15 protein-coding genes are annotated in these 16,687 nt (G+C 68.9%); 3 read left to right on the forward strand and 12 right to left on the reverse strand.

The genetic code is table 11. The annotated features are described in order from the left end of the window. Nucleotides 1–46: 46 nt before the first annotated feature. Genes ACAM57_RS01295 through ACAM57_RS01320 form a run of 6 tightly spaced genes read right to left on the reverse strand, consistent with a single transcriptional unit; the run spans nucleotide 47 to nucleotide 6,987 of the window. The gene (locus tag ACAM57_RS01295; RefSeq protein ID WP_126021205.1) at nucleotides 47–445 is read right to left on the reverse strand and encodes a RidA family protein; all 399 of its coding nucleotides are present in this window, start codon (nucleotides 443–445) and stop codon (nucleotides 47–49) included. Then, the gene (locus ACAM57_RS01300; RefSeq protein ID WP_369660447.1) at nucleotides 442–2,064 is read right to left on the reverse strand and encodes an AMP-binding protein; all 1,623 of its coding nucleotides are present in this window, start codon (nucleotides 2,062–2,064) and stop codon (nucleotides 442–444) included. The genes ACAM57_RS01295 and ACAM57_RS01300 overlap by 4 nt, the downstream gene beginning before the upstream one ends. Nucleotides 2,065–2,069: 5 nt before the next feature. Then, nucleotides 2,070–3,263 carry an acyl-CoA dehydrogenase family protein gene (locus ACAM57_RS01305; protein WP_369660448.1) on the reverse strand — a complete coding sequence of 398 codons (1,194 nt, stop codon included), beginning with the start codon at nucleotides 3,261–3,263 and terminating at the stop codon, nucleotides 2,070–2,072. A gap of 4 nt (nucleotides 3,264–3,267) precedes the next feature. Continuing rightward, nucleotides 3,268–4,122, reverse strand: coding sequence for an enoyl-CoA hydratase family protein (locus ACAM57_RS01310; RefSeq protein WP_184639549.1), 855 nt, complete (start codon nucleotides 4,120–4,122; stop codon nucleotides 3,268–3,270). After that, nucleotides 4,119–4,601, reverse strand: coding sequence for a MarR family winged helix-turn-helix transcriptional regulator (locus ACAM57_RS01315; protein ID WP_184639551.1), 483 nt, complete (start codon nucleotides 4,599–4,601; stop codon nucleotides 4,119–4,121). The genes ACAM57_RS01310 and ACAM57_RS01315 overlap by 4 nt, the downstream gene beginning before the upstream one ends. A 1-nt stretch (nucleotide 4,602) precedes the next feature. Next, complete coding sequence (locus ACAM57_RS01320; protein ID WP_369660449.1) at nucleotides 4,603–6,987, reverse strand: bifunctional salicylyl-CoA 5-hydroxylase/oxidoreductase; 2,385 nt, start codon at nucleotides 6,985–6,987, stop codon at nucleotides 4,603–4,605. Between the two features lie 131 nt (nucleotides 6,988–7,118). On the opposite strand from ACAM57_RS01320, the gene ACAM57_RS01325 reads away from it, so the two are divergent. After that, entirely contained in the window at nucleotides 7,119–8,390 is a 1,272-nt protein-coding gene (locus ACAM57_RS01325; protein ID WP_369660450.1) for a class I SAM-dependent methyltransferase, read from the forward strand. A gap of 11 nt (nucleotides 8,391–8,401) precedes the next feature. Continuing rightward, nucleotides 8,402–8,725 (forward strand): DUF1840 domain-containing protein, encoded by a 324-nt coding sequence (locus tag ACAM57_RS01330; protein WP_126021212.1) that lies wholly within the window; start codon nucleotides 8,402–8,404, stop codon nucleotides 8,723–8,725. A gap of 121 nt (nucleotides 8,726–8,846) precedes the next feature. On the opposite strand, the gene ACAM57_RS01335 is transcribed toward ACAM57_RS01330, so the two are convergent. Both ACAM57_RS01335 and ACAM57_RS01340 read right to left on the reverse strand, forming a co-directional pair. Next, nucleotides 8,847–9,872: a tripartite tricarboxylate transporter substrate binding protein gene (locus ACAM57_RS01335; protein ID WP_126021213.1), complete on the reverse strand. Its 1,026-nt coding sequence runs from the start codon at nucleotides 9,870–9,872 to the stop codon at nucleotides 8,847–8,849. Between the two features lie 91 nt (nucleotides 9,873–9,963). Next, nucleotides 9,964–10,911 carry a LysR family transcriptional regulator gene (locus ACAM57_RS01340; RefSeq protein ID WP_369660451.1) on the reverse strand — a complete coding sequence of 316 codons (948 nt, stop codon included), beginning with the start codon at nucleotides 10,909–10,911 and terminating at the stop codon, nucleotides 9,964–9,966. Nucleotides 10,912–11,036: 125 nt separating this feature from the next. On the opposite strand from ACAM57_RS01340, the gene ACAM57_RS01345 reads away from it, so the two are divergent. Continuing rightward, complete coding sequence (locus ACAM57_RS01345) at nucleotides 11,037–11,813, forward strand: SDR family oxidoreductase (RefSeq protein ID WP_369660452.1); 777 nt, start codon at nucleotides 11,037–11,039, stop codon at nucleotides 11,811–11,813. A 127-nt stretch (nucleotides 11,814–11,940) separates the two neighbouring features. On the opposite strand, the gene ACAM57_RS01350 is transcribed toward ACAM57_RS01345, so the two are convergent. From ACAM57_RS01350 to paoC, 4 genes are all read right to left on the reverse strand, one after another. After that, nucleotides 11,941–12,366, reverse strand: coding sequence for a MarR family winged helix-turn-helix transcriptional regulator (locus ACAM57_RS01350; protein WP_369660453.1), 426 nt, complete (start codon nucleotides 12,364–12,366; stop codon nucleotides 11,941–11,943). Nucleotides 12,367–12,378: 12 nt separating this feature from the next. Then, nucleotides 12,379–13,344: an alpha-ketoacid dehydrogenase subunit beta gene (locus ACAM57_RS01355; RefSeq protein ID WP_369660454.1), complete on the reverse strand. Its 966-nt coding sequence runs from the start codon at nucleotides 13,342–13,344 to the stop codon at nucleotides 12,379–12,381. Beyond that, nucleotides 13,335–14,378, reverse strand: a complete 1,044-nt coding sequence (locus ACAM57_RS01360; RefSeq protein ID WP_369660455.1) for a thiamine pyrophosphate-dependent dehydrogenase E1 component subunit alpha — start codon at nucleotides 14,376–14,378, stop codon at nucleotides 13,335–13,337. The genes ACAM57_RS01355 and ACAM57_RS01360 overlap by 10 nt, the downstream gene beginning before the upstream one ends. A gap of 97 nt (nucleotides 14,379–14,475) precedes the next feature. Next, nucleotides 14,476–16,686, reverse strand: coding sequence for an aldehyde oxidoreductase molybdenum-binding subunit PaoC (gene paoC / locus ACAM57_RS01365; protein WP_369660456.1), 2,211 nt, complete (start codon nucleotides 16,684–16,686; stop codon nucleotides 14,476–14,478). Nucleotide 16,687 lies beyond the last annotated feature (1 nt).

The following is a 16,687-nucleotide window of genomic DNA, read 5'->3' on the forward strand; positions in this document are numbered from 1 at the left end:
AATGCCCTCGCAATGAGGGCATTTTTATTTCGGTCGGCGCAAGAGGTCAGTCCGGGATGACCGCCGTCACTTCGATCTCCACCTTCGCCCGGTGCTCCACAAGCGCCGCCACCTGCACACAGGTCATGGCCGGGAAGTTGCGTCCCATCGCTTCGCGATAGACAGGCCCGAGCTCGCTGAGGCGGCGGCTGTATTCGTCACGGTCCGTCACATACCAGGTCATGCGCACCATGTGCTCGGGGCCCGCACCACCTGCGCGCAGCACCTCGACGATGTTGCGCAGCGCCAGGCCGCACTGGTCGATGAAGTCGTCCGACTCGAATTGCTGCTGTGCATTCCAGCCGATCTGGCCTCCGATGAACAGCATCGTTCCGCGAGCGGCGACGCCGTTCGCATAGCCCTTGGGAGGCAGCCAGCCTTCGGGTTGCAGGAGTTTGTTGATCATGATGTCGTGTTGAGTTGTCTCAGTTTGAATCGTTGGAGCTTGCCGGTTTCCGTGCGCGGCAGCGCCGGCACGAACTCGATCTCCCTTGGGTATTTGAATGGCGCGATGGTCGCCTTCACGTGGTCCTGCAGCGCCTTCACAAGGGCTGCGTTGCCCTCGTTGCCGGGCTTGAGAACGCAGAACGCCTTCACGATCATGCCCCGCTCGGCATCGGGCTTGCCGATCACGCCGCACTCGGCCACGGCAGGATGCTTGAGCAGCGCATCCTCCACTTCCGGCCCGCCGACGTTGTAGCCGGCCGTGATGATCATGTCGTCCGCGCGTGCCTGGTAGAAGAAGTAGCCGTCGTCGTCCTGCACGAACGAATCTCCCGGATAGTTCCAGCCGTTCTTCACGTAGTCTGTCTGGCGCGGATCGTCGAGGTAGCGGCAGCCCACCGGCCCCTGCAGCGCAAGCTTGCCGACCGTGCCATGGGGCACCTCGTTGCCTTCGCCGTCCACCACCTTCGCGGTGAAACCGGGCACTGCCTTGCCAACTGCCCCGCGGCGCACGTCGTTGCCCGCGGCAGAGATGTAGATGTGGAACACCTCGGTTCCGCCGATGCCATCCAGCATCTCGATGCCGGAAGCTTCCTTCCACAGCTGCCGTGTGGCATCGGGCAGGGCCTCGCCCGCGCTCACGCTGATGCGCAGGCTGGGCATGCCGTGCTGCTTCACGAACGGTGCCATCTGCCGGTAGAACGTGGGTGCCGTGTAGCAGATGGTCGCGCCGACCTCGTTGATGAGCTTCACCAGCCCCTCGGGCGTGAACGGCGCATCGGGGAAGTAGACGGAGGCGCCGGCCCACATCGGAAACACAAGCAGTCCGCCGAGCCCGAAGGTGAAGGCCAGCGGCGGCGAGCCCACCACGATGTCGTCGCTGCGCGCGCGCAGCACGTGGCGCGGCCAGGTCTCGCACATCGCGAGCACATCGCGGTGCGTGGTGACAGGCGCTTTCGGCTTGCCCGTGGTGCCCGAGGTGAAAGCCAGCAGCGCGATGTCATCGGATGCCGTGGGGCATGCCTCGAACACACCGTTCTTCTTCGCCGCGCGTGCCGAAAGCGAATCTTCCGCATCGGGCTTGTTGAATGCAACCACCGTGGCAAGCACCGGATGCGCCTGCTGCGCCAGCAGCAACTCATCGAGCAGCCGACCATCGCACAGCGCGGCCACGGGCTGCGATTTCTCGATGATGTCGCCCAGCTCCTTCGCGCGCAGCAGCGGCATCGTGGCCACCGCGATCAGCCCGGCCTTCACCACCGCCAGCCATGCCAGCGCCATCGCCACCGAATTGCCGCCGCGCAGCAGCACCCGGTTGCCCGGCACCAGCTTGAGATCTTCCACCAGCACCTGCGCGATGCGATTGACCTCGACGGCCGCCTGCGCATAGGTCAGCGTGCCCTGCGGCGAGCGCAGCATCGGCTTGTCGCCGAAACCCTTCGCTGCGGCCTTGTCGAGCAGCTCCTCGACCAGGTTGAGCTGGTCGGGCAGCTGCAGCTCGGGCAGGTCGTAGCGAAAGACGGGCAGCTGTGCCGCGGGCGGCAAGCGGTCGTGAACGAAGCGGTCGACTTGGGCAGACACGGTGTTTATCCCCGTAGAACGGATTTGCCGATGATCAGTTGTTGGACTTCCGTCGCGCCTTCGTAGATGCGCAGCGAGCGGATGTCGCGGTAGAGGCTTTCAACCTTCGTGCCAACCTTCACGCCGAGGCCGCCATGCATCTGCAGCGCCATGTCGATCACGCGGCTCGCGTTCTCGGTTGCGCACATCTTGGCCATCGCGGCGGCGGCCGACACGTCGCCCACTGCCGGTGCACCGCGCCGCTCGGCGTCGTCGCGCATCCATGCGGCGCGGTAGGTGAGCAGAGCAGCGCTGTCGATCAGCGCGGCCATCTCGCCGAGCTTGGCCTGCGTGAGCTGGAAGTCCGCCAGCGTCTGGCCGAACATGCGGCGCTTCTTCGAATGGGCGATGGCTTCGGCCAGTGCGCGGCGTCCCATGCCGAGCGCCGCACCGGCCACCGAGGAGCGGAAGATGTCGAGCGTGCGCATCGCGAGCTTGAAGCCGCCGTTGAGTTCGCCCAGCTGCGCGGCGCGCGGCACGACACAGTTCTCGAAGCGCAGCGTGGCCAGCGGGTGCGGCGCCATCACGTCGATGTGCGCGGAGGTGTCGAGGCCGGGCGTCGTCGCGTCGACGATGAAGGCGGTGATGCCGCGCGTGCCGCCTGTCGGGTCGGTCTTCGCGAACACGCAGTAGAAGTCGGCGATGCCGCCGTTGCTGATCCAGGTCTTCTCGCCGTTCAGCTTCCAGCCGTCGGTGGTCGCCTCGGCGCGCATCGCCATCGCGCCCACGTCGGAGCCGGCCTCGGGCTCGCTGAGCGCGAAGGCCGCGATCTTGGCGCCCTTGGCCACTGCCGTCAGGTAGTCGGCGTGCTGCTGCGGTGTGCCCGCGAGCGTGATCGCGCCGCTGCCCAGGCCCTGCATCGCAAAGGCGAAGTCGGCGAGCGGCGAGTGGTAGGCGAGCGTCTCGCGCAGCAGTACCAGGGCGCGCGAATCGAGCCGCTCCAGCGCGCCGCCGGAGCTGCCCGGCACGCAATAGCGCAGCCAGCCGCCGGCACCTAGCCGCTGTACCCAGTCGCGGCAGGCCGCGCGGTCGTCGTGTTCGTCGACTTGCTGCGCGTCGGCCCAGGGCAGCAGGCCGTCGGCCAGCGTGCGGTGCGCGTCGTCGAAGAAGGGCAGCGCAAGGTGCGCCGTCGAGGGTGGTGCGGGAGCCTTGGTCATCATCGCGTCAGTCCCCGCCGAACACCGGCTTGCGCTTGGCCGCGAAGGCCTCGTAGGCGCGCTTGAAATCTTCGGTCTGCATGCAGATGGCCTGTGCCTGCGCCTCGGCTTCGATGGCCTGGTCGATGGTCATCGACCATTCCTGCGACAACATCGTCTTCGTCATGCCGTGCGCGAAGGTCGGGCCTTCGGCCAGGTCGCGCGCGACCTTGGTGGCGGCCTCGAGCAGCGCATCGCTCTCGTGCAGCGCGTTGAAGAAACCCCACGAATGGCCTTCCTGCGCAGTCATCGCGCGGCCGGTGAAGAGCAGTTCGGACGCACGGCCCTGGCCGATCACGCGCGGCAGCAGCGCGCAGGCGCCCATGTCGGCACCGGCGAGGCCCACGCGCGTGAAGAGGAAGGCGGTGCGCGTGGCGGGCGAGCCGTAGCGCAGGTCGCAGGCCAGCGCGATCATCGCGCCGGCACCGGCGCACACGCCGTCGATCGCGCCGACGATGGGCTGCGGACAGGCGCGCATCGCCTTCACCAGGTCGCCCGTCATGCGCGTGAACTCCAGCAGCTCGGGCATGCGCATGCCGGTCAGCGGGCCGATGATCTCGTGCACGTCGCCGCCGGAGCAGAAGTTGCCGCCCGCGCCGGTCACGACGATCGTCTTCACGTCGGTGGCGTAGACCAGCGCGCGGAACAGGTCGCGCAGCTCGCCGTACGAGTCGAAGGTCAGCGGGTTCTTGCGGTCGGGCCGGTTCAGCGTGATGGTGCCCACGCCGGCCTCGTAGCTCCATGCGAAGTGCTCGGCCTTGTAGGCTGCCTTGGGTTCGAATTGGGCGCGCATGGGATTGCCCGCGCCGATGTAGTGCTTCATTCGGTCTCCGCCATCAGTAGTTGGTTGTGCGAGTGCTGCTTGACCTTGCCGAGCAGCTTGTGCAGTTGCGCGATCTCCTTGGCGCTGAGGCCCGCGAAGGCCTCGACGATCCAGTCCTCGTGCTGCTGCGCCATGTCGTTGAAGAGCTTGCGCCCGCGCGGCGTGAGGCGCACGCGCCATGCACGGCGGTCGCCCTCGACGTTGATGCGCTCCACCAGCCCTTCGGACACGAGCTGGTCGGTGATGCCGGTCACATTGCCGCCCGTCACCATCATGCGGCGCGAGAGCTCGTTCATCTTCAGCCCCTCGGGCGAGCGCTCGAGCTGGGACATCAGGTCGAAGCGCGGCAGCGTGGTCGCGAACTGCGAGCGCAGTTCGTTGCGCACCTGCTTCTCGATCAGCTGGGTGCAGGTGAGCAGCCGCAGCCAAAGCCGCAGCGCCTCCGGGTGTTCGCTGTGCGCGCGCGCTTCGAGGTCCATCTCAGTGCGTCTCCTCGCTGTTCTGCGCGGCCATCGCTGCATTGGCGGCCGCGGCGAGCTGCTGCTGCTTGGCGATCTCGCGGTACATCTGGTCGCGCCCGCTCAGGTACTGCACGGGCCATTCGACGTCGCGGCTTTGCAGCTTGGCGGCCTCGTGCAGCGTCCATGCCGGGTCGGCCAGGTGCGGACGCGCGATGGCGCACAGGTCGGCACGGCCGGCGGCGATGATGCTGTTGGCCTGGTCGGCATCGGTGATGGCGCCCACGGCGATGGTCGAGATGCCGACCTCGTTGCGGATGCGGTCGGAGAACGGCGTCTGGTACATGCGCCCGTACACCGGCTTCGCGGCGCGCGTGGTCTGGCCGGACGACACGTCGATGAAGTCGGCGCCGGCCTCCTTGAAGAGGCGCGCGACCACGATGGCGTCGGCATCGGTGTTGCCGCCGGGCGCCCAGTCGTGCGCCGAGATGCGCACGCTCATCGGCCTGTCGGCGGGCCATGCGGCGCGCATGGCGCGGAACACCTCGAGCGGGTAGCGGCAGCGCGCCTCGATGTCGCCGCCGTACTCGTCGGTGCGCAGGTTGGTGAGCGGGCTGATGAAGGCCGACAGCAGGTAGCCGTGCGCGCAGTGCAGCTCGAGCCAGTCGAAGCCGCATTCGGCGGCGCGGCGGGTCGAGTCGACGAACTGGTCGCGCAGCGTGTCCATCTCGGCGCGCGTGATGGCCGCGGGCAGCTGGTTCTGCTCGCCGTAGGACAGCGCGCTCGCGGCCAGCAGCGGCCAGTTGCCGCTCTCGAGCGGCTCGTCGGTGCCTTCCCAACCCACGCGGGTCGAGCCCTTGGGGCCGCTGTGGCCGAGCTGCATGGCGATCTTCGCGCTGGACTGCGTATGCACGAAGTCGACGATGCGCTTGAAGGCGGCCTGCTGCGCATCGTTGTAGAGGCCGGTGCAGCCGGGCGTGATGCGGCCTTCGGGCGTCGGGCTGGTCATCTCGACGAACACCATCGCGGCGCCGCCGAGCGCGCGTGCGCCCAGGTGCACCAGCAGGAAATCCTGCGGCACGCCGTCGACCGCGCTGTAGGTGGCCATCGGCGACACCAGGATGCGGTTTTTCAGCGTGAGCCCGCGCACCTTGTAGGGCATGAGCATCGGCGGCAGCGCCTTGCCGCCGGCCAGCCACTGCTCGTAGCCGCTGAGCCACTGCGTGTCGCGCAGGCGCAGGTTCTCGTGGCTGATACGCTGCGAGCGGGTGAGCAGCGAGTAGGCGAACTGCTCGATCTGCATGCCTGTGTAGCGCGGCACGTTCTCGAACCACTCGGTGGAGTTGCGCGCGGCGTTCTGGATCTTCAGCACCTCGACGCTGCGGCGTGCCTCGTAGCCTTCGAGCACATGGTCGACAGTGCCGCCCTGCGCGAACTCGTTGGCCAGGTCGATCGCGTCTTCAAGCGCCAGCTTGGTGCCCGAGCCGATCGAGAAGTGCGCCGTGTGCGCCGCGTCGCCCATCAGCACCACGGGCACGCTGCGGCCCTCTACGTCGATGCGGTGCGTCCAGCGCTCGCACACCACGCGCGGAAAGCGGATCCAGTTGGCAGAGCCGCGCAGGTGTGTGGCATTGCTGATCAGCGAATGGCCGCCGAGGTACTTGGCGAAGAGCTTCTCGCAGAAGGCGATGGCCTCGGGCTGTTCCATCTGGTCGAGGCCATGGGCCTTCCAGACGGCCTCGGGCGTCTCGACGATGAAGGTCGAGGTCTTGTCGTCGAACTGGTAGGCGTGCGCCTGGAACCAGCCGTGCTCGGTCTGTTCGAAGGCGAAGGTGAAGGCGTCGAAGGTCTGGTGCGTGCCCAGCCACACGAAGCGGCAGTTGCGCAGGTCGATGTCGGGCCTGAACACGTCGGCATAGCGCTGGCGGATGCGGCTGTTGAGGCCGTCGCTGGCGATCACCAGGTCGGCCTTGTATTTGGCGGCCATCGCCTGGTCGTCGGCGACGTCGGTCTCGAACACCAGCTCCACGCCCAGCTCGAGGCAGCGCTCCTGCAGGATGTTGAGCAGCCGCTTGCGGCCGATGCCGCAGAAGCCGTGGCCGCCGGAGCGCACCTGGCGGCCCTTGAAGAAGACCTGGATGTCGTCCCAGTGGTGGAACTCGTTACCGATGAGCGCCGCGGTCGGCGCGTCGGCCGCGCGCAGGTTGGCGAGCGTCTGGTCGCTGAGTACCACGCCCCAGCCGAAGGTGTCGAAGGGGCGGTTGCGCTCCACCACGGTGATCTGCAGCGCCGGGTTGCGCGCCTTCATCAACAGGGCGAAGTACAGGCCCGCCGGCCCGCCGCCGATGCACAGGATGCGTTGGAGGTCCGAGGCGGGAGCGGACTTGGACGGGTCGAGGCTGTTCATGGCTAAATAGTTTAGACATAAACAATCCAATGTCAATCCGGGTTCGCGCAGGCCCGAAGCCGCCTCAGATCGCGGCTTGCGCCGACACGGGAAGTCATGCAAAAGCTTGGAAAAATCAATACCATGGCCCCATGCAACACTTGATACCCAAGATCGAGTCGCAGCTGGCTTCGCTGCCTGTCCCCATCGCGCTCGAGCTGCCCGATGGCCGGCGCGTCGCACAGGCCGGAGCCCGCGTGACCCTGGCCTTCAAGGAGTGGGCGGTGCTGGCCAAGCTGGCGGCAAGGCAGGTGGGAGCCATCGGCGAGGCCTACGTCGAGGGCAAGGTGCAGATCGAAGGCGCCATGCGCGACCTGATCGATGCCACGGTCGGCATGCTCCCCGGCAACCCGGCGGAGACCGACACCGGCTGGTGGAGCCGCCTGCAGCGCCGGGCCAAGTCGCACGGCTCGCACTCGCTGCGCAAGGACGCGGCGCAGATCGAGTTCCACTACGACGTTTCCGACGACTTCTACGCGCTGTGGCTGGACCCGCGCCGCGTGTATTCATGCGCGTACTTCCGTACGCCCGACCTCACGCTGGCGCAGGCGCAGGAAGCCAAGCTCGACCACATCTGCCGCAAGCTGATGCTGCAGCCTGGCGAGCGCTACCTCGACATCGGCTCCGGCTGGGGCGCACTGCTGCTGTGGGCGGCCGAGCACTACGGCGTGGACGCCACCGGCATCACGCTGTCGAAGAACCAGCATGCGCACGTGCAGCGGCTCATCGAGGAGAAGGGCCTGCAGGGCCGCGTGCGCGTCGAGCTGCGCGACTACCGCGAAGTGCCCACCGACAAGCCCTTCGACAAGATCTCCTCCGTCGGCATGTTCGAGCACGTGGGCGCCGCCAACATGCCGACCTACTTCCGCAAGATCCATGCGCTGCTGAAGCCCGGCGGCCTGGTGATGAACCACGGCATCACCTCCGGCGAGCTCAACTACCGCCAGCTCGGCGCCGGCATGGGCGACTTCATCGAGAAATACATCTTCCCCGGCGGCGAGCTGCTGCACGTGACGCATGTGCTGCGCGAGACGGCCGCGGCCGGCCTGGAGATGGTCGACACCGAGAGCCTGCGCCCGCATTACGCGCGCACGCTCTGGGCATGGTCCGACGCGCTGGAAGCGCAGCTCGACGCCGCGCGCGAAGTGCTCCAGCGCAGCGGCGGCCGGCAGGCCGAGAACGCCGAGCGCGTGCTGCGCGCCTACCGCCTGTACCTGGCCGGCTCCGCCATGAGCTTCGAGCAGGGCTGGATCTCGCTGCACCAGATGCTTTCCACCAAACCCGACGGCAACGTCGAACACGGCGTCCTTCGCGGCGCGCAATCCGTGTACCCTTTTGCACGTGACTACATCTACAACAAGTGAGTGAGAACACCATGCTCTATCGATTCCAGTCCCGCGCCTCTCCCGATTTCGTGATGCTCGAAGTGCATGCCCGCCAGCTGCTGGAGATCGTCGGCAAGTCGATCGCCCCGCAGGGCATCATCACCGTCGAGCAGATCCCCGGCGCCATCGCGGCCCTCGAAGCCGCGCTGGCACGCGAGGCTTCCAACACCCACAACAACGACGACTACGCCGTCGAAGGCCACGCCAACGAGGCCGAGAAGCAGCATGTGGGCCTGCACCAGCGTGCGATCCCGCTGCTGCACATGCTCAAGGACTCGCTTGCCGAAAAGAAGGACGTGACCTGGAAGACCTGATCACCAAAGATCAGCCACCGGTCTTTGCGTGAAACACCACGGATCCGGCTCTGCCGGTCCGTAGGTGTTGCCCCCTGCAAGGGGGTTGGCGAAGCGACACGAAGTGCGCGCAGCCTGGGGGTTAGTCAACTTTCGCGCCGGAGTCCTTGACCACCTTCGCCCACTTCACATGCTCGCTCGCGATGAGCTTCGTGAAGTCGGCCGGCGAATTCCCGCTCGGGATCGCGCCCTGAGCCAGCATCTTCTCCTTCATGGCCGGCGTGCCCAGCGCCTTGGCCACTTCCTGCTGAATGCGGTTCACGATCTCCGGTGACGTGCCCGCCGGTGCCAGCAGCCCGAACCACGAACTCGCCTCGTAGCCCTTGAGCGAGGGGCCGCCCACTTCAGCCACCGTCGGAATGTCCGGCAGGGCCGGTGAACGCTGCGCGCTCGTCACCGCCAGCGCGGTGAGTTTGCCGGCCTTGATCTGCGCCATCGACGAAGGCAGGTTGTCGAACATCACGTCGGCATTCCCGCCCACCATGTCCAGCAGCGCCGGGCCCGAGCCCTTGTACGGGATGTGGGCCATGAAAGTGCCCGTCATGCTCTTGAACAGCTCGCCCGCCAGGTGGATCGAGGTGCCGCTGCCGCTGGAGGCCATGTTCAGCTTGCCAGGGTTGGCCTTGGCGTACTTGATGAAGTCCTGCACGTTGTGGATGTTCAGCGACTTCGCCTTGTCGGCGTTCATCTCCATCACGTTCGGCACGGCGGCCACCAGCGTGATGGGCGCGAAGTCCTTGATCGGGTCGAAGGGCAGCTTGGGATACAGCGCGCGGTTGATGCCGTGCGTGCCCACCGTGCCCATCAGCAGCGTGTAGCCGTCGTTCGGCGCGCGCGCCACGATCTCGGCGCCCACGTTGCCGCCCGCGCCCGCGCGGTTGTCGACGATGAACTGCTGGCCGAAGGCCTTGGAAAGCTCGGGCGCCACCGCGCGCGCCAGGATGTCGGTCGTGCCGCCGGCCGCGAAGGGCACGACGATGCGCACCGGCTTGGTCGGCCAGGTGCTCTGTGCCCACGAGGGAGCGGTGATGAGGGTCAGCGCGGCGGCGACGGATGCGGCCAGCGCGGTGCGGCGATTCGGGGAGGAAGAGAAAGTCTGATGGGTCATGCGCGCGTTTGTACAGGTGCGCGCTCCGGCCGTCGCGGGTGAAAACCCCGTGGCCGCGTGAGGGAGTTGACAGCGCGTGGTCTGGGGCGCCTCAGGCCACCTGCATCCGCTGCGCGAACCGCTCCTCGCGGAAGCGCTCCAGCACGAAATCGATGAACACCCGCGTCTTCGGCGGCAGCAGCTTCTTGCTCGGGTAGTACAGCCACACCGCACCGGCGTCCTGGTACCAGTCGGGCAGCAGCCGCAGCAGCTCCCCGCTGCGCAGCCCGCGCTCCACGAAGGGCATGGGCAGCATCGCCACGCCCAGCCCCATCAGCGCGGCATGCGCGATCGCCTCAGGGTCGTTGAAGATCGCGCGTGGCCGGGGCAGCTCGACGCTGACCTCGCTTTCGCCTTCGCCTCCGCCCGCGCCGCGCACGCGCCGCAGCGTCCAGCTGCGCACGCGCCCCGTGGGCGAGGAGCGGCGCATCAGCGTGTCGAGCGCCGCCAGGTCCGATGGATGCCGGGGCGGCTTGCGCCCCTGCATGTACGCGGGCGAGGCCACCGCCACCACATGGATGCGCGCCAGCTCGCGCGCCACCAGCCCGGCCGGCAGCTCGATGCCGCCGCCGATGGCCGCGTCGAACCCTTCGCCCACCAGGTCGACCTGCTGGTTGTCGAAGTGCCAGTCGGGCACGATGGCCGGGTAGCGCGCGAGGAACCCGCCCATCAGCGGCAGCACGTGCTCGCGCCCGAAGGCCTGGCCCATGCTCACCTTCAGCGTGCCCGAGGGCTGGCCGTCGTCGGTGTCGATGCCGGCCACCGCCTCGCGCAGCGTGGCCAGCGCGCCGCCGATCTGCGCCAGGAAGCGCTCGCCGCCCTCCGTCAGCGTCAGGCTGCGCGTGCTGCGCTGGAACAGCCGCAGCCCCAGCCGCGCTTCCAGCCTTGCCACGTTCTTGCTGACGGCGGCCGGCGTCAGGCCAAGGCGCCGCGCGGCCTCGGAGAAGCTGCCGCCTTCCGCGCTCTGCACGAAGGATTCGAGGTGATTGAGCGGTTCCATGGCCGCATTGTGGCGCCCATCTTCAACCATCGGTTGAATCTGATTGACCCGATTGACGGCTACCGAAGAAGGAATGAAGCGCCCAAACTGAGGCCTTCTTCTCCACCATCGCACAGGAAAAAATCATGGCCTCCAGCACCGCTTCTTCTTCTGCTTCTTCTTCCTCCGTCCTGGCCGGCAAGGTCGCCTTCGTCACCGGCGGCTCGCGCGGCATCGGCGCGGCCATCGTGCGCCGCCTGGCGCGCGACGGCGCCGCCGTGGCCTTCAGCTACGCGGCCTCGGCAGCTCCCGCCGACGACTTGGTGCGCAGCATCCAGTCCGAAGGCGGCCGCGCCCTCGCGCTGAAGATCGACAGCGCCGACGCCGCGGCCCTCACCGCCGGCATCGACGAGGCCGCCCGCACCTTCGGCCGGATCGACATCCTCGTGAACAACGCCGGCGTGTTCCTCGGCGGCACCCTCGACGAGTTCTCGCTCGAAGACTTCGACAAGACGGTGGCCATCAACGTGCGCGCCGTCTTCGTCGCCGCCAAGGCGGCCTCGCGCCACATGGGCGAGGGCGGCCGCATCATCAACATCGGCAGCACGAATGCCGAGCGCATGCCCTGGCCCGGCGGCAGCGCCTACGCCATGAGCAAGTCGGCGCTGGTCGGCCTGGTGCAGGGCCTGTCGCGCGACCTCGGCCCGCGCGGCATCACCGTCAACAACGTGCAGCCCGGCCCCGTCAACACCGACATGAACCCCGTCGACGGCCCCAATGCCGCCTCGATGCACGGCCTGATGGCGCTGGCCCGCCACGGCCATCCTGATGAAATCGCCGCCATGGTCGGCTACCTCGCCAGCCCCGAAGCCGGCTTCGTGACGGGCGCGAGCCTCAACATCGACGGTGGCTTCGCGGCATAACTTGGTTCGCCCCCAGGCTGCGCGCACTTCGTGTCGCTGCGCCAACCCCCTTCCGGGGGCAACACCTACGGCCCGGCAGAGCCGGTTCCGTGGTGTTTCTGGAAAGGGGCGTGCCTTGCTCGGGAGGTCAGGGGGTGCCGCGCTGCACGGCCTCGATGAGCTTGTCGAGCGTGGCGTCGAGCTGGGCCAGTTCGATGGCACCGATGCCGCCGAACAGTGCGACCTCGCGCTCGCGGCCGAGCGCGCCCACCGTCTCGTGCAGCGCCTTGCCGACGGCCGTGAGATAGAGCCGGCTGCGGCGTCGGTCGGTCGGGTCGTCGTGGCGCTGCAGGCGCTTGTGACGGCGCAGGCCGGAGAGAGCGCGGCTCACTGCCATCTTGTCGAGGCCGGTCTGGTCGGCCACCTGCGTGGCGTTGAGGCCGGGTTGCGCTGCCAGAACCGCCATCGTGCGCCACTCGTTCAGCGTGATCCGGTGCTCGCGGCCCACGCGCTCGTGGAAAGGCCGCGCCGTGAGATTCACGACCCGCACCAGCTTGAAGAAGAGCGGGTCCATGGCGGGTCGCGTTCAGCCAGCGAGCCTTTTCGCCGCCGCCACGATGGCCTCGGTGCCAACGCGCGACTGCGCCTCCAGCACCGGCGCATAGCCGACCGGAATGCGCGGCGCGCCCAGCCGTGCCACGCGGCAGCCGGTGGCCTCCGCAGCGCTGGCCGCGATCTCCGCACCGAAGCCCGCCGCCTGCACCGCCTCGTGGACCACCAGCAGCCGGCCGGTGCGCGCGCACGACGACAGCACCGTCTCGCGGTCCCACGGCCACAGCGTGCGCAGGTCGATCAGGTCCACCGCGATGCCCTCGGCCGCCAGCGCATCGCAAGCCGCCGCGCAGGCCTGCATCTGCCGGCTCCAGCTCACGAGAGTGAGCGCATCGCCCTCGCGCACGCGTGCCGCCTTGCCCAGCGGCACGGCGATGCCTTCGTCGACCTCGCCGCGCGCGCCCCACAGCGTCTTGTGCTCGATGTAGACCACCGGGTCGCCGCACTGCAGCGCCGCGCGCAGCAGGCCGTGGTTGTCCTGCGGCGTCGAGGGGCACACCACCACCAGGCCCGGCAGGTGCGCGAACCAGGCTTCGAGCGACTGCGAATGCTGCGCCGCCGAGGCGTCCCAGATGCCGCCGGGCATACGCGCCACCAGCGGCACGCGGCCCTGGCCGCCGAACATGAAGCGGTTCTTGGCGGCCTGGTTCACCAGCTCGTCCATGCCGCACAGCGCGAAGTCGACCACGCGCATCTCGACCACCGGCCGCAGCCCTGCGAGCGCCATGCCCACGCCGGCGCCCATGATCGCGGCCTCGCTGATCGGCGTGTCGATCACGCGTCCCGGGCCGAAGCTCTGCTGCAGCCCCTTGTACTGCCCGAAGATGCCGCCGCGGCCCACGTCCTCGCCGAGCACCACCACGCGCGGGTCGGCTTCCATCTCGCGCTGCAGGGCGAGCAGGGCGGCTTCCGAATAGCTCAGTTCGTGTTTCATCGCCATTGGCCCTCCCCGACGGTCTGCACGTCGGTGAAGGCGGCGGCTGGCTCGGGCCAGGGGGCCGCGTCGGCGATGGCGAGGGCGGTGTCGACCTCGTCGCGCGCGGCGTTCTCGATGGCGTCGAGCGCGGAAGCCGCGACGCCGGCCGAAAGCAGATATGCGCGTGCCCGTGCGATCGGGTCGGTCTCGAGCGCGGCGGCCAGTTCGGCCGGATCGCGGTAAGCCGCCACGTCCACCGATACATGCCCCTTCACGCGGTAGGTCAGCGCATGCAGCAGGCGCGGCCCGCCGCCGCTGCGCACCTGCGCCACCAGCTTCGCGGCGGCCGCATGCACCGCGAACACGTCGTTGCCATCGACCTGCGTGGACGCGATGCCGAGCGACTCGGCGCGCACCGAGGCGCCTTCCCCGGCCGTCATCGGGCCGCTCGCCGTGGTCGCGCTCCAGCGGTTGTCCTCGCAGACGAAGAGCACCGGCAGCTCGTACACGCGCGCCCAGTTCAGCGCCTCGAGGAAGGGGCCGCGGTTGATCGCGCCGTCGCCGAAGAAGCAGACGGTGATGTCGTCAGCCTTGTTCAGCAGCTTCTGCGCGTGCGCCGCGCCCACCGCGATCGGCAGCCCCGCCGCCACCACGCCGTTGGCGCCCAGCATGCCGACCGAGAAATCCGCGATGTGCATCGAGCCGCCCTTGCCGCCGTTGAAGCCGGTGGCCTTGCCGAACAGCTCGCACATCATCCGCGCGAGGTCGGCGCCCTTGGCCAGCGTGTGGCCGTGGCCGCGGTGGGTGGAGGTGAGGTAGTCGGCGGCGCGCAGGTGGGCGCAGACGCCGGCCGGTACCGCCTCCTGCCCGGTGGAGAGGTGCAGCGGCCCGCGCACCTTGGCGGCGCCCGCCGCCTGCTGGCCATAGGCGCTCACGCCGCCCTGGCTGGCGGTCTCCGCCGCGTTCTCGAAGGCCCGTATCCGCACCATGACGCGGTACAGGGCCACACCCGCGCCGTGCGCGCCGTGAGCGGCGCTGCCGGAAATGCTCGAGTCCATCTTGTCTCCGACGCCCTTGGGGCGGGCGTTCCGAAAAAAATCGTATCAAGCGATACGGACTCGCGGCACCGGGCTTACCCGCCACGTGCCGGCAAATTCAGGCCACCGGCGGCAGGCGATCCAGCAACTTGTCGAGCGTGATCGGGTAGTCGCGCACCCGCACGCCCGTTGCGTTGTAGACGGCGTTCGCCACCGCCGCGGCGACGCCGCACATGCCGAGCTCCCCGACGCCCTTGGCCTTCATCGGCGAGGAGATCGGGTCGGTCTCGTCGAGGAAGACGACGTCCTGGTGCGGAATGTCGGCGTGCACCGGCACCTCGTAGCCCGCAAGGTCGTGGTTGACGAAGAAGCCGTGCCGCTTGTCGAGCGCCAGCTCTTCCATCAGCGCGCCGCCGACGCCCATCGTCATCGCGCCGATCACCTGGCTGCGCGCGGACTTCGGGTTCAGGATGCGCCCCGCCGCGCACACCGCGAGCATGCGCCGCACGCGGATCTCGCCGGTGGCCGCATCGACGCCGACCTCCACGAAATGCGCGCCGAAGGTCGACTGCTGGTACTTCTTGTCGAGGTCGCCGAATTCGATGCTGTCCTCCACCACCAGCTCCTGCGCTCCCGCCGCCTCGGCCAGCGGCACCGCGCGCGAGCCGGCGCGCACCATGCCTTCGGAGAACTCCGCCTCGGCTACCGGAATGCCCAGCTTCGACGCCACGGCTTCGCGCAGCTTCATGCATGCCGCGAAGACGCCGGAGGTCGAGCTGTTGGCGCCCCACTGGCCGCCCGAGCCGGCCGAAACCGGGTGCGCCGAGTCGCCCAGGCGCACCTGCACCTTGTCGAGCGTCACGCCCATGGTCTCGGCGGCGGTCTGCGCGATGATGGTGTAGGTCCCGGTGCCGATGTCCGTCATGTCGGTCTCCACCGTGACCATGCCCCGGTTGTCCAGACGCACGCGCGCGCCCGACTTCATCACCAGGTTGTTGCGGAACGCGGCGGCCACGCCCATGCCGACGAGCCAGCGGCCGTCGCGCTGCTGCCCCGGCGCCGGGTTGCGCCTGTTCCAGCCGAAGCGCTCGGCGCCTGTGCGCAGGCATTCGATCAGCTTGCGCTGCGAATAGGGGCGCTGCGGTTTCTCGGGGTCGACCTGCGTGTCGTTGAGCACGCGGAACTCGATCGGGTCGATACCCAGCTTCTCGGCCATCTCGTCCATGGCGATCTCCAGCGCCATCATGCCGGGCGCCTCGCCGGGTGCGCGCATCGCGTTGCCCTCGGGCAGGTCGAGCACGGCCAGGCGCGTGGTCGTGAGGCGGTTCGCGCCGGCGTACAGCAGGCGGGTCTGGTTCACGGCCGTCTCCGGCTGGCCGCCCGGCAGGTCGCCCGACCAGCCTTCGTGCGCGATGGCGGTGAGCCTGCCGTCCCGGCCGGCGCCCAGGCGGATGCGCTGGATGGTCGCCGGCCGGTGCGTGGTGTTGTTCGCCATCAGCGGCCGCGGCAGCGCCACCTTCACGGGCCGCCGCGCCGCCCGCGCACCCAGCGCCGCGAGCAGCGCATCGGCCCGCACGAACAGCTTGCCGCCGAAGCCGCCGCCGACGAAGGGCGAGATCAGCCGCACGTTCGCCTTCGGGATGCCGAGCGTCTTGGCGACGTCGCCGGCGCCCCAGGCGATCATCTGGTTCGAGGTCCAGATGGTGAGCTTGTCGCCCTGCCACTGCGCGATGGAGGCGTGCGGCTCCATCATCGCGTGCGACTCGTCGGGCGTGGTGTAGGTCGCGTCGAGCTGCACGGGGGCCGCCGCGTAGGCGCCCGCGAAATCGCCCGTCTTCGTCTGCGGCTCGCCCGCGAAGGGGTTGGGCGCGGGCAGTTTCGCCGCGTCCTTCTCGGCGGACAGGTCGAAGCGGCCCGGCGTGCGCTCGTACTCGACGCGCACCAGCTGCGCGGCCGCGCGCGCCTGCTCGAAGGTGTCGGCCACGACCAGCGCCACCGCCTGGTGGTAGTGGTCGATCTCCGGCCCGCCCAGGAGCTTCGCCGTATTGAAGTCGCCCTTGCCGAGCTTGCCCGCGTTGCGCGCGGTGACGATGGCCAGCACGCCCGGCGCCGCCCGGGCAGCGGCCAGGTCCATCGACGCGATGCGGCCCTTCGCGATGCCCGCGCCCACCACGTAGCCGTAGGCTGCGCCGGGCATCTCGGTGTTGCGCTCGTAGGCGTAGCGCGCGGCGCCGGTGGTCTTCATCGGGCCGTCGATGCGGTCCGTGGCCCTGCCGATGATCTTCAGCTGGTCGATGGGGTTTGTCGTGGCGGGTGTGTCGAACCTCATG

Origin of the sequence: Variovorax sp. V15, from assembly GCF_041154425.1 — a bacterium.
GTDB lineage: Bacteria > Pseudomonadota > Gammaproteobacteria > Burkholderiales > Burkholderiaceae_C > Variovorax > Variovorax guangxiensis.

What these genes read in the sequence shown, in the direction of transcription:
- ACAM57_RS01295 (WP_126021205.1), bottom strand. Translation starts at nt 445, where the DNA reads ATGATCAACAAACTCCTGCAACCCGAAGGCTGGCTGCCTCCCAAGGGC.
- ACAM57_RS01305 (WP_369660448.1), bottom strand. Translation starts at nt 3,263, where the DNA reads ATGATGACCAAGGCTCCCGCACCACCCTCGACGGCGCACCTTGCGCTG.
- ACAM57_RS01310 (WP_184639549.1), bottom strand. Translation starts at nt 4,122, where the DNA reads ATGAAGCACTACATCGGCGCGGGCAATCCCATGCGCGCCCAATTCGAA.
- ACAM57_RS01315 (WP_184639551.1), bottom strand. Translation starts at nt 4,601, where the DNA reads ATGGACCTCGAAGCGCGCGCGCACAGCGAACACCCGGAGGCGCTGCGG.
- ACAM57_RS01320 (WP_369660449.1), bottom strand. Translation starts at nt 6,987, where the DNA reads ATGAACAGCCTCGACCCGTCCAAGTCCGCTCCCGCCTCGGACCTCCAA.
- ACAM57_RS01325 (WP_369660450.1), top strand. Translation starts at nt 7,119, where the DNA reads ATGCAACACTTGATACCCAAGATCGAGTCGCAGCTGGCTTCGCTGCCT.
- ACAM57_RS01330 (WP_126021212.1), top strand. Translation starts at nt 8,402, where the DNA reads ATGCTCTATCGATTCCAGTCCCGCGCCTCTCCCGATTTCGTGATGCTC.
- ACAM57_RS01335 (WP_126021213.1), bottom strand. Translation starts at nt 9,872, where the DNA reads ATGACCCATCAGACTTTCTCTTCCTCCCCGAATCGCCGCACCGCGCTG.
- ACAM57_RS01340 (WP_369660451.1), bottom strand. Translation starts at nt 10,911, where the DNA reads ATGGAACCGCTCAATCACCTCGAATCCTTCGTGCAGAGCGCGGAAGGC.
- ACAM57_RS01345 (WP_369660452.1), top strand. Translation starts at nt 11,037, where the DNA reads ATGGCCTCCAGCACCGCTTCTTCTTCTGCTTCTTCTTCCTCCGTCCTG.
- ACAM57_RS01350 (WP_369660453.1), bottom strand. Translation starts at nt 12,366, where the DNA reads ATGGACCCGCTCTTCTTCAAGCTGGTGCGGGTCGTGAATCTCACGGCG.
- ACAM57_RS01355 (WP_369660454.1), bottom strand. Translation starts at nt 13,344, where the DNA reads ATGGCGATGAAACACGAACTGAGCTATTCGGAAGCCGCCCTGCTCGCC.
- ACAM57_RS01360 (WP_369660455.1), bottom strand. Translation starts at nt 14,378, where the DNA reads ATGGACTCGAGCATTTCCGGCAGCGCCGCTCACGGCGCGCACGGCGCG.
- paoC (WP_369660456.1), bottom strand. Translation starts at nt 16,686, where the DNA reads ATGAGGTTCGACACACCCGCCACGACAAACCCCATCGACCAGCTGAAG.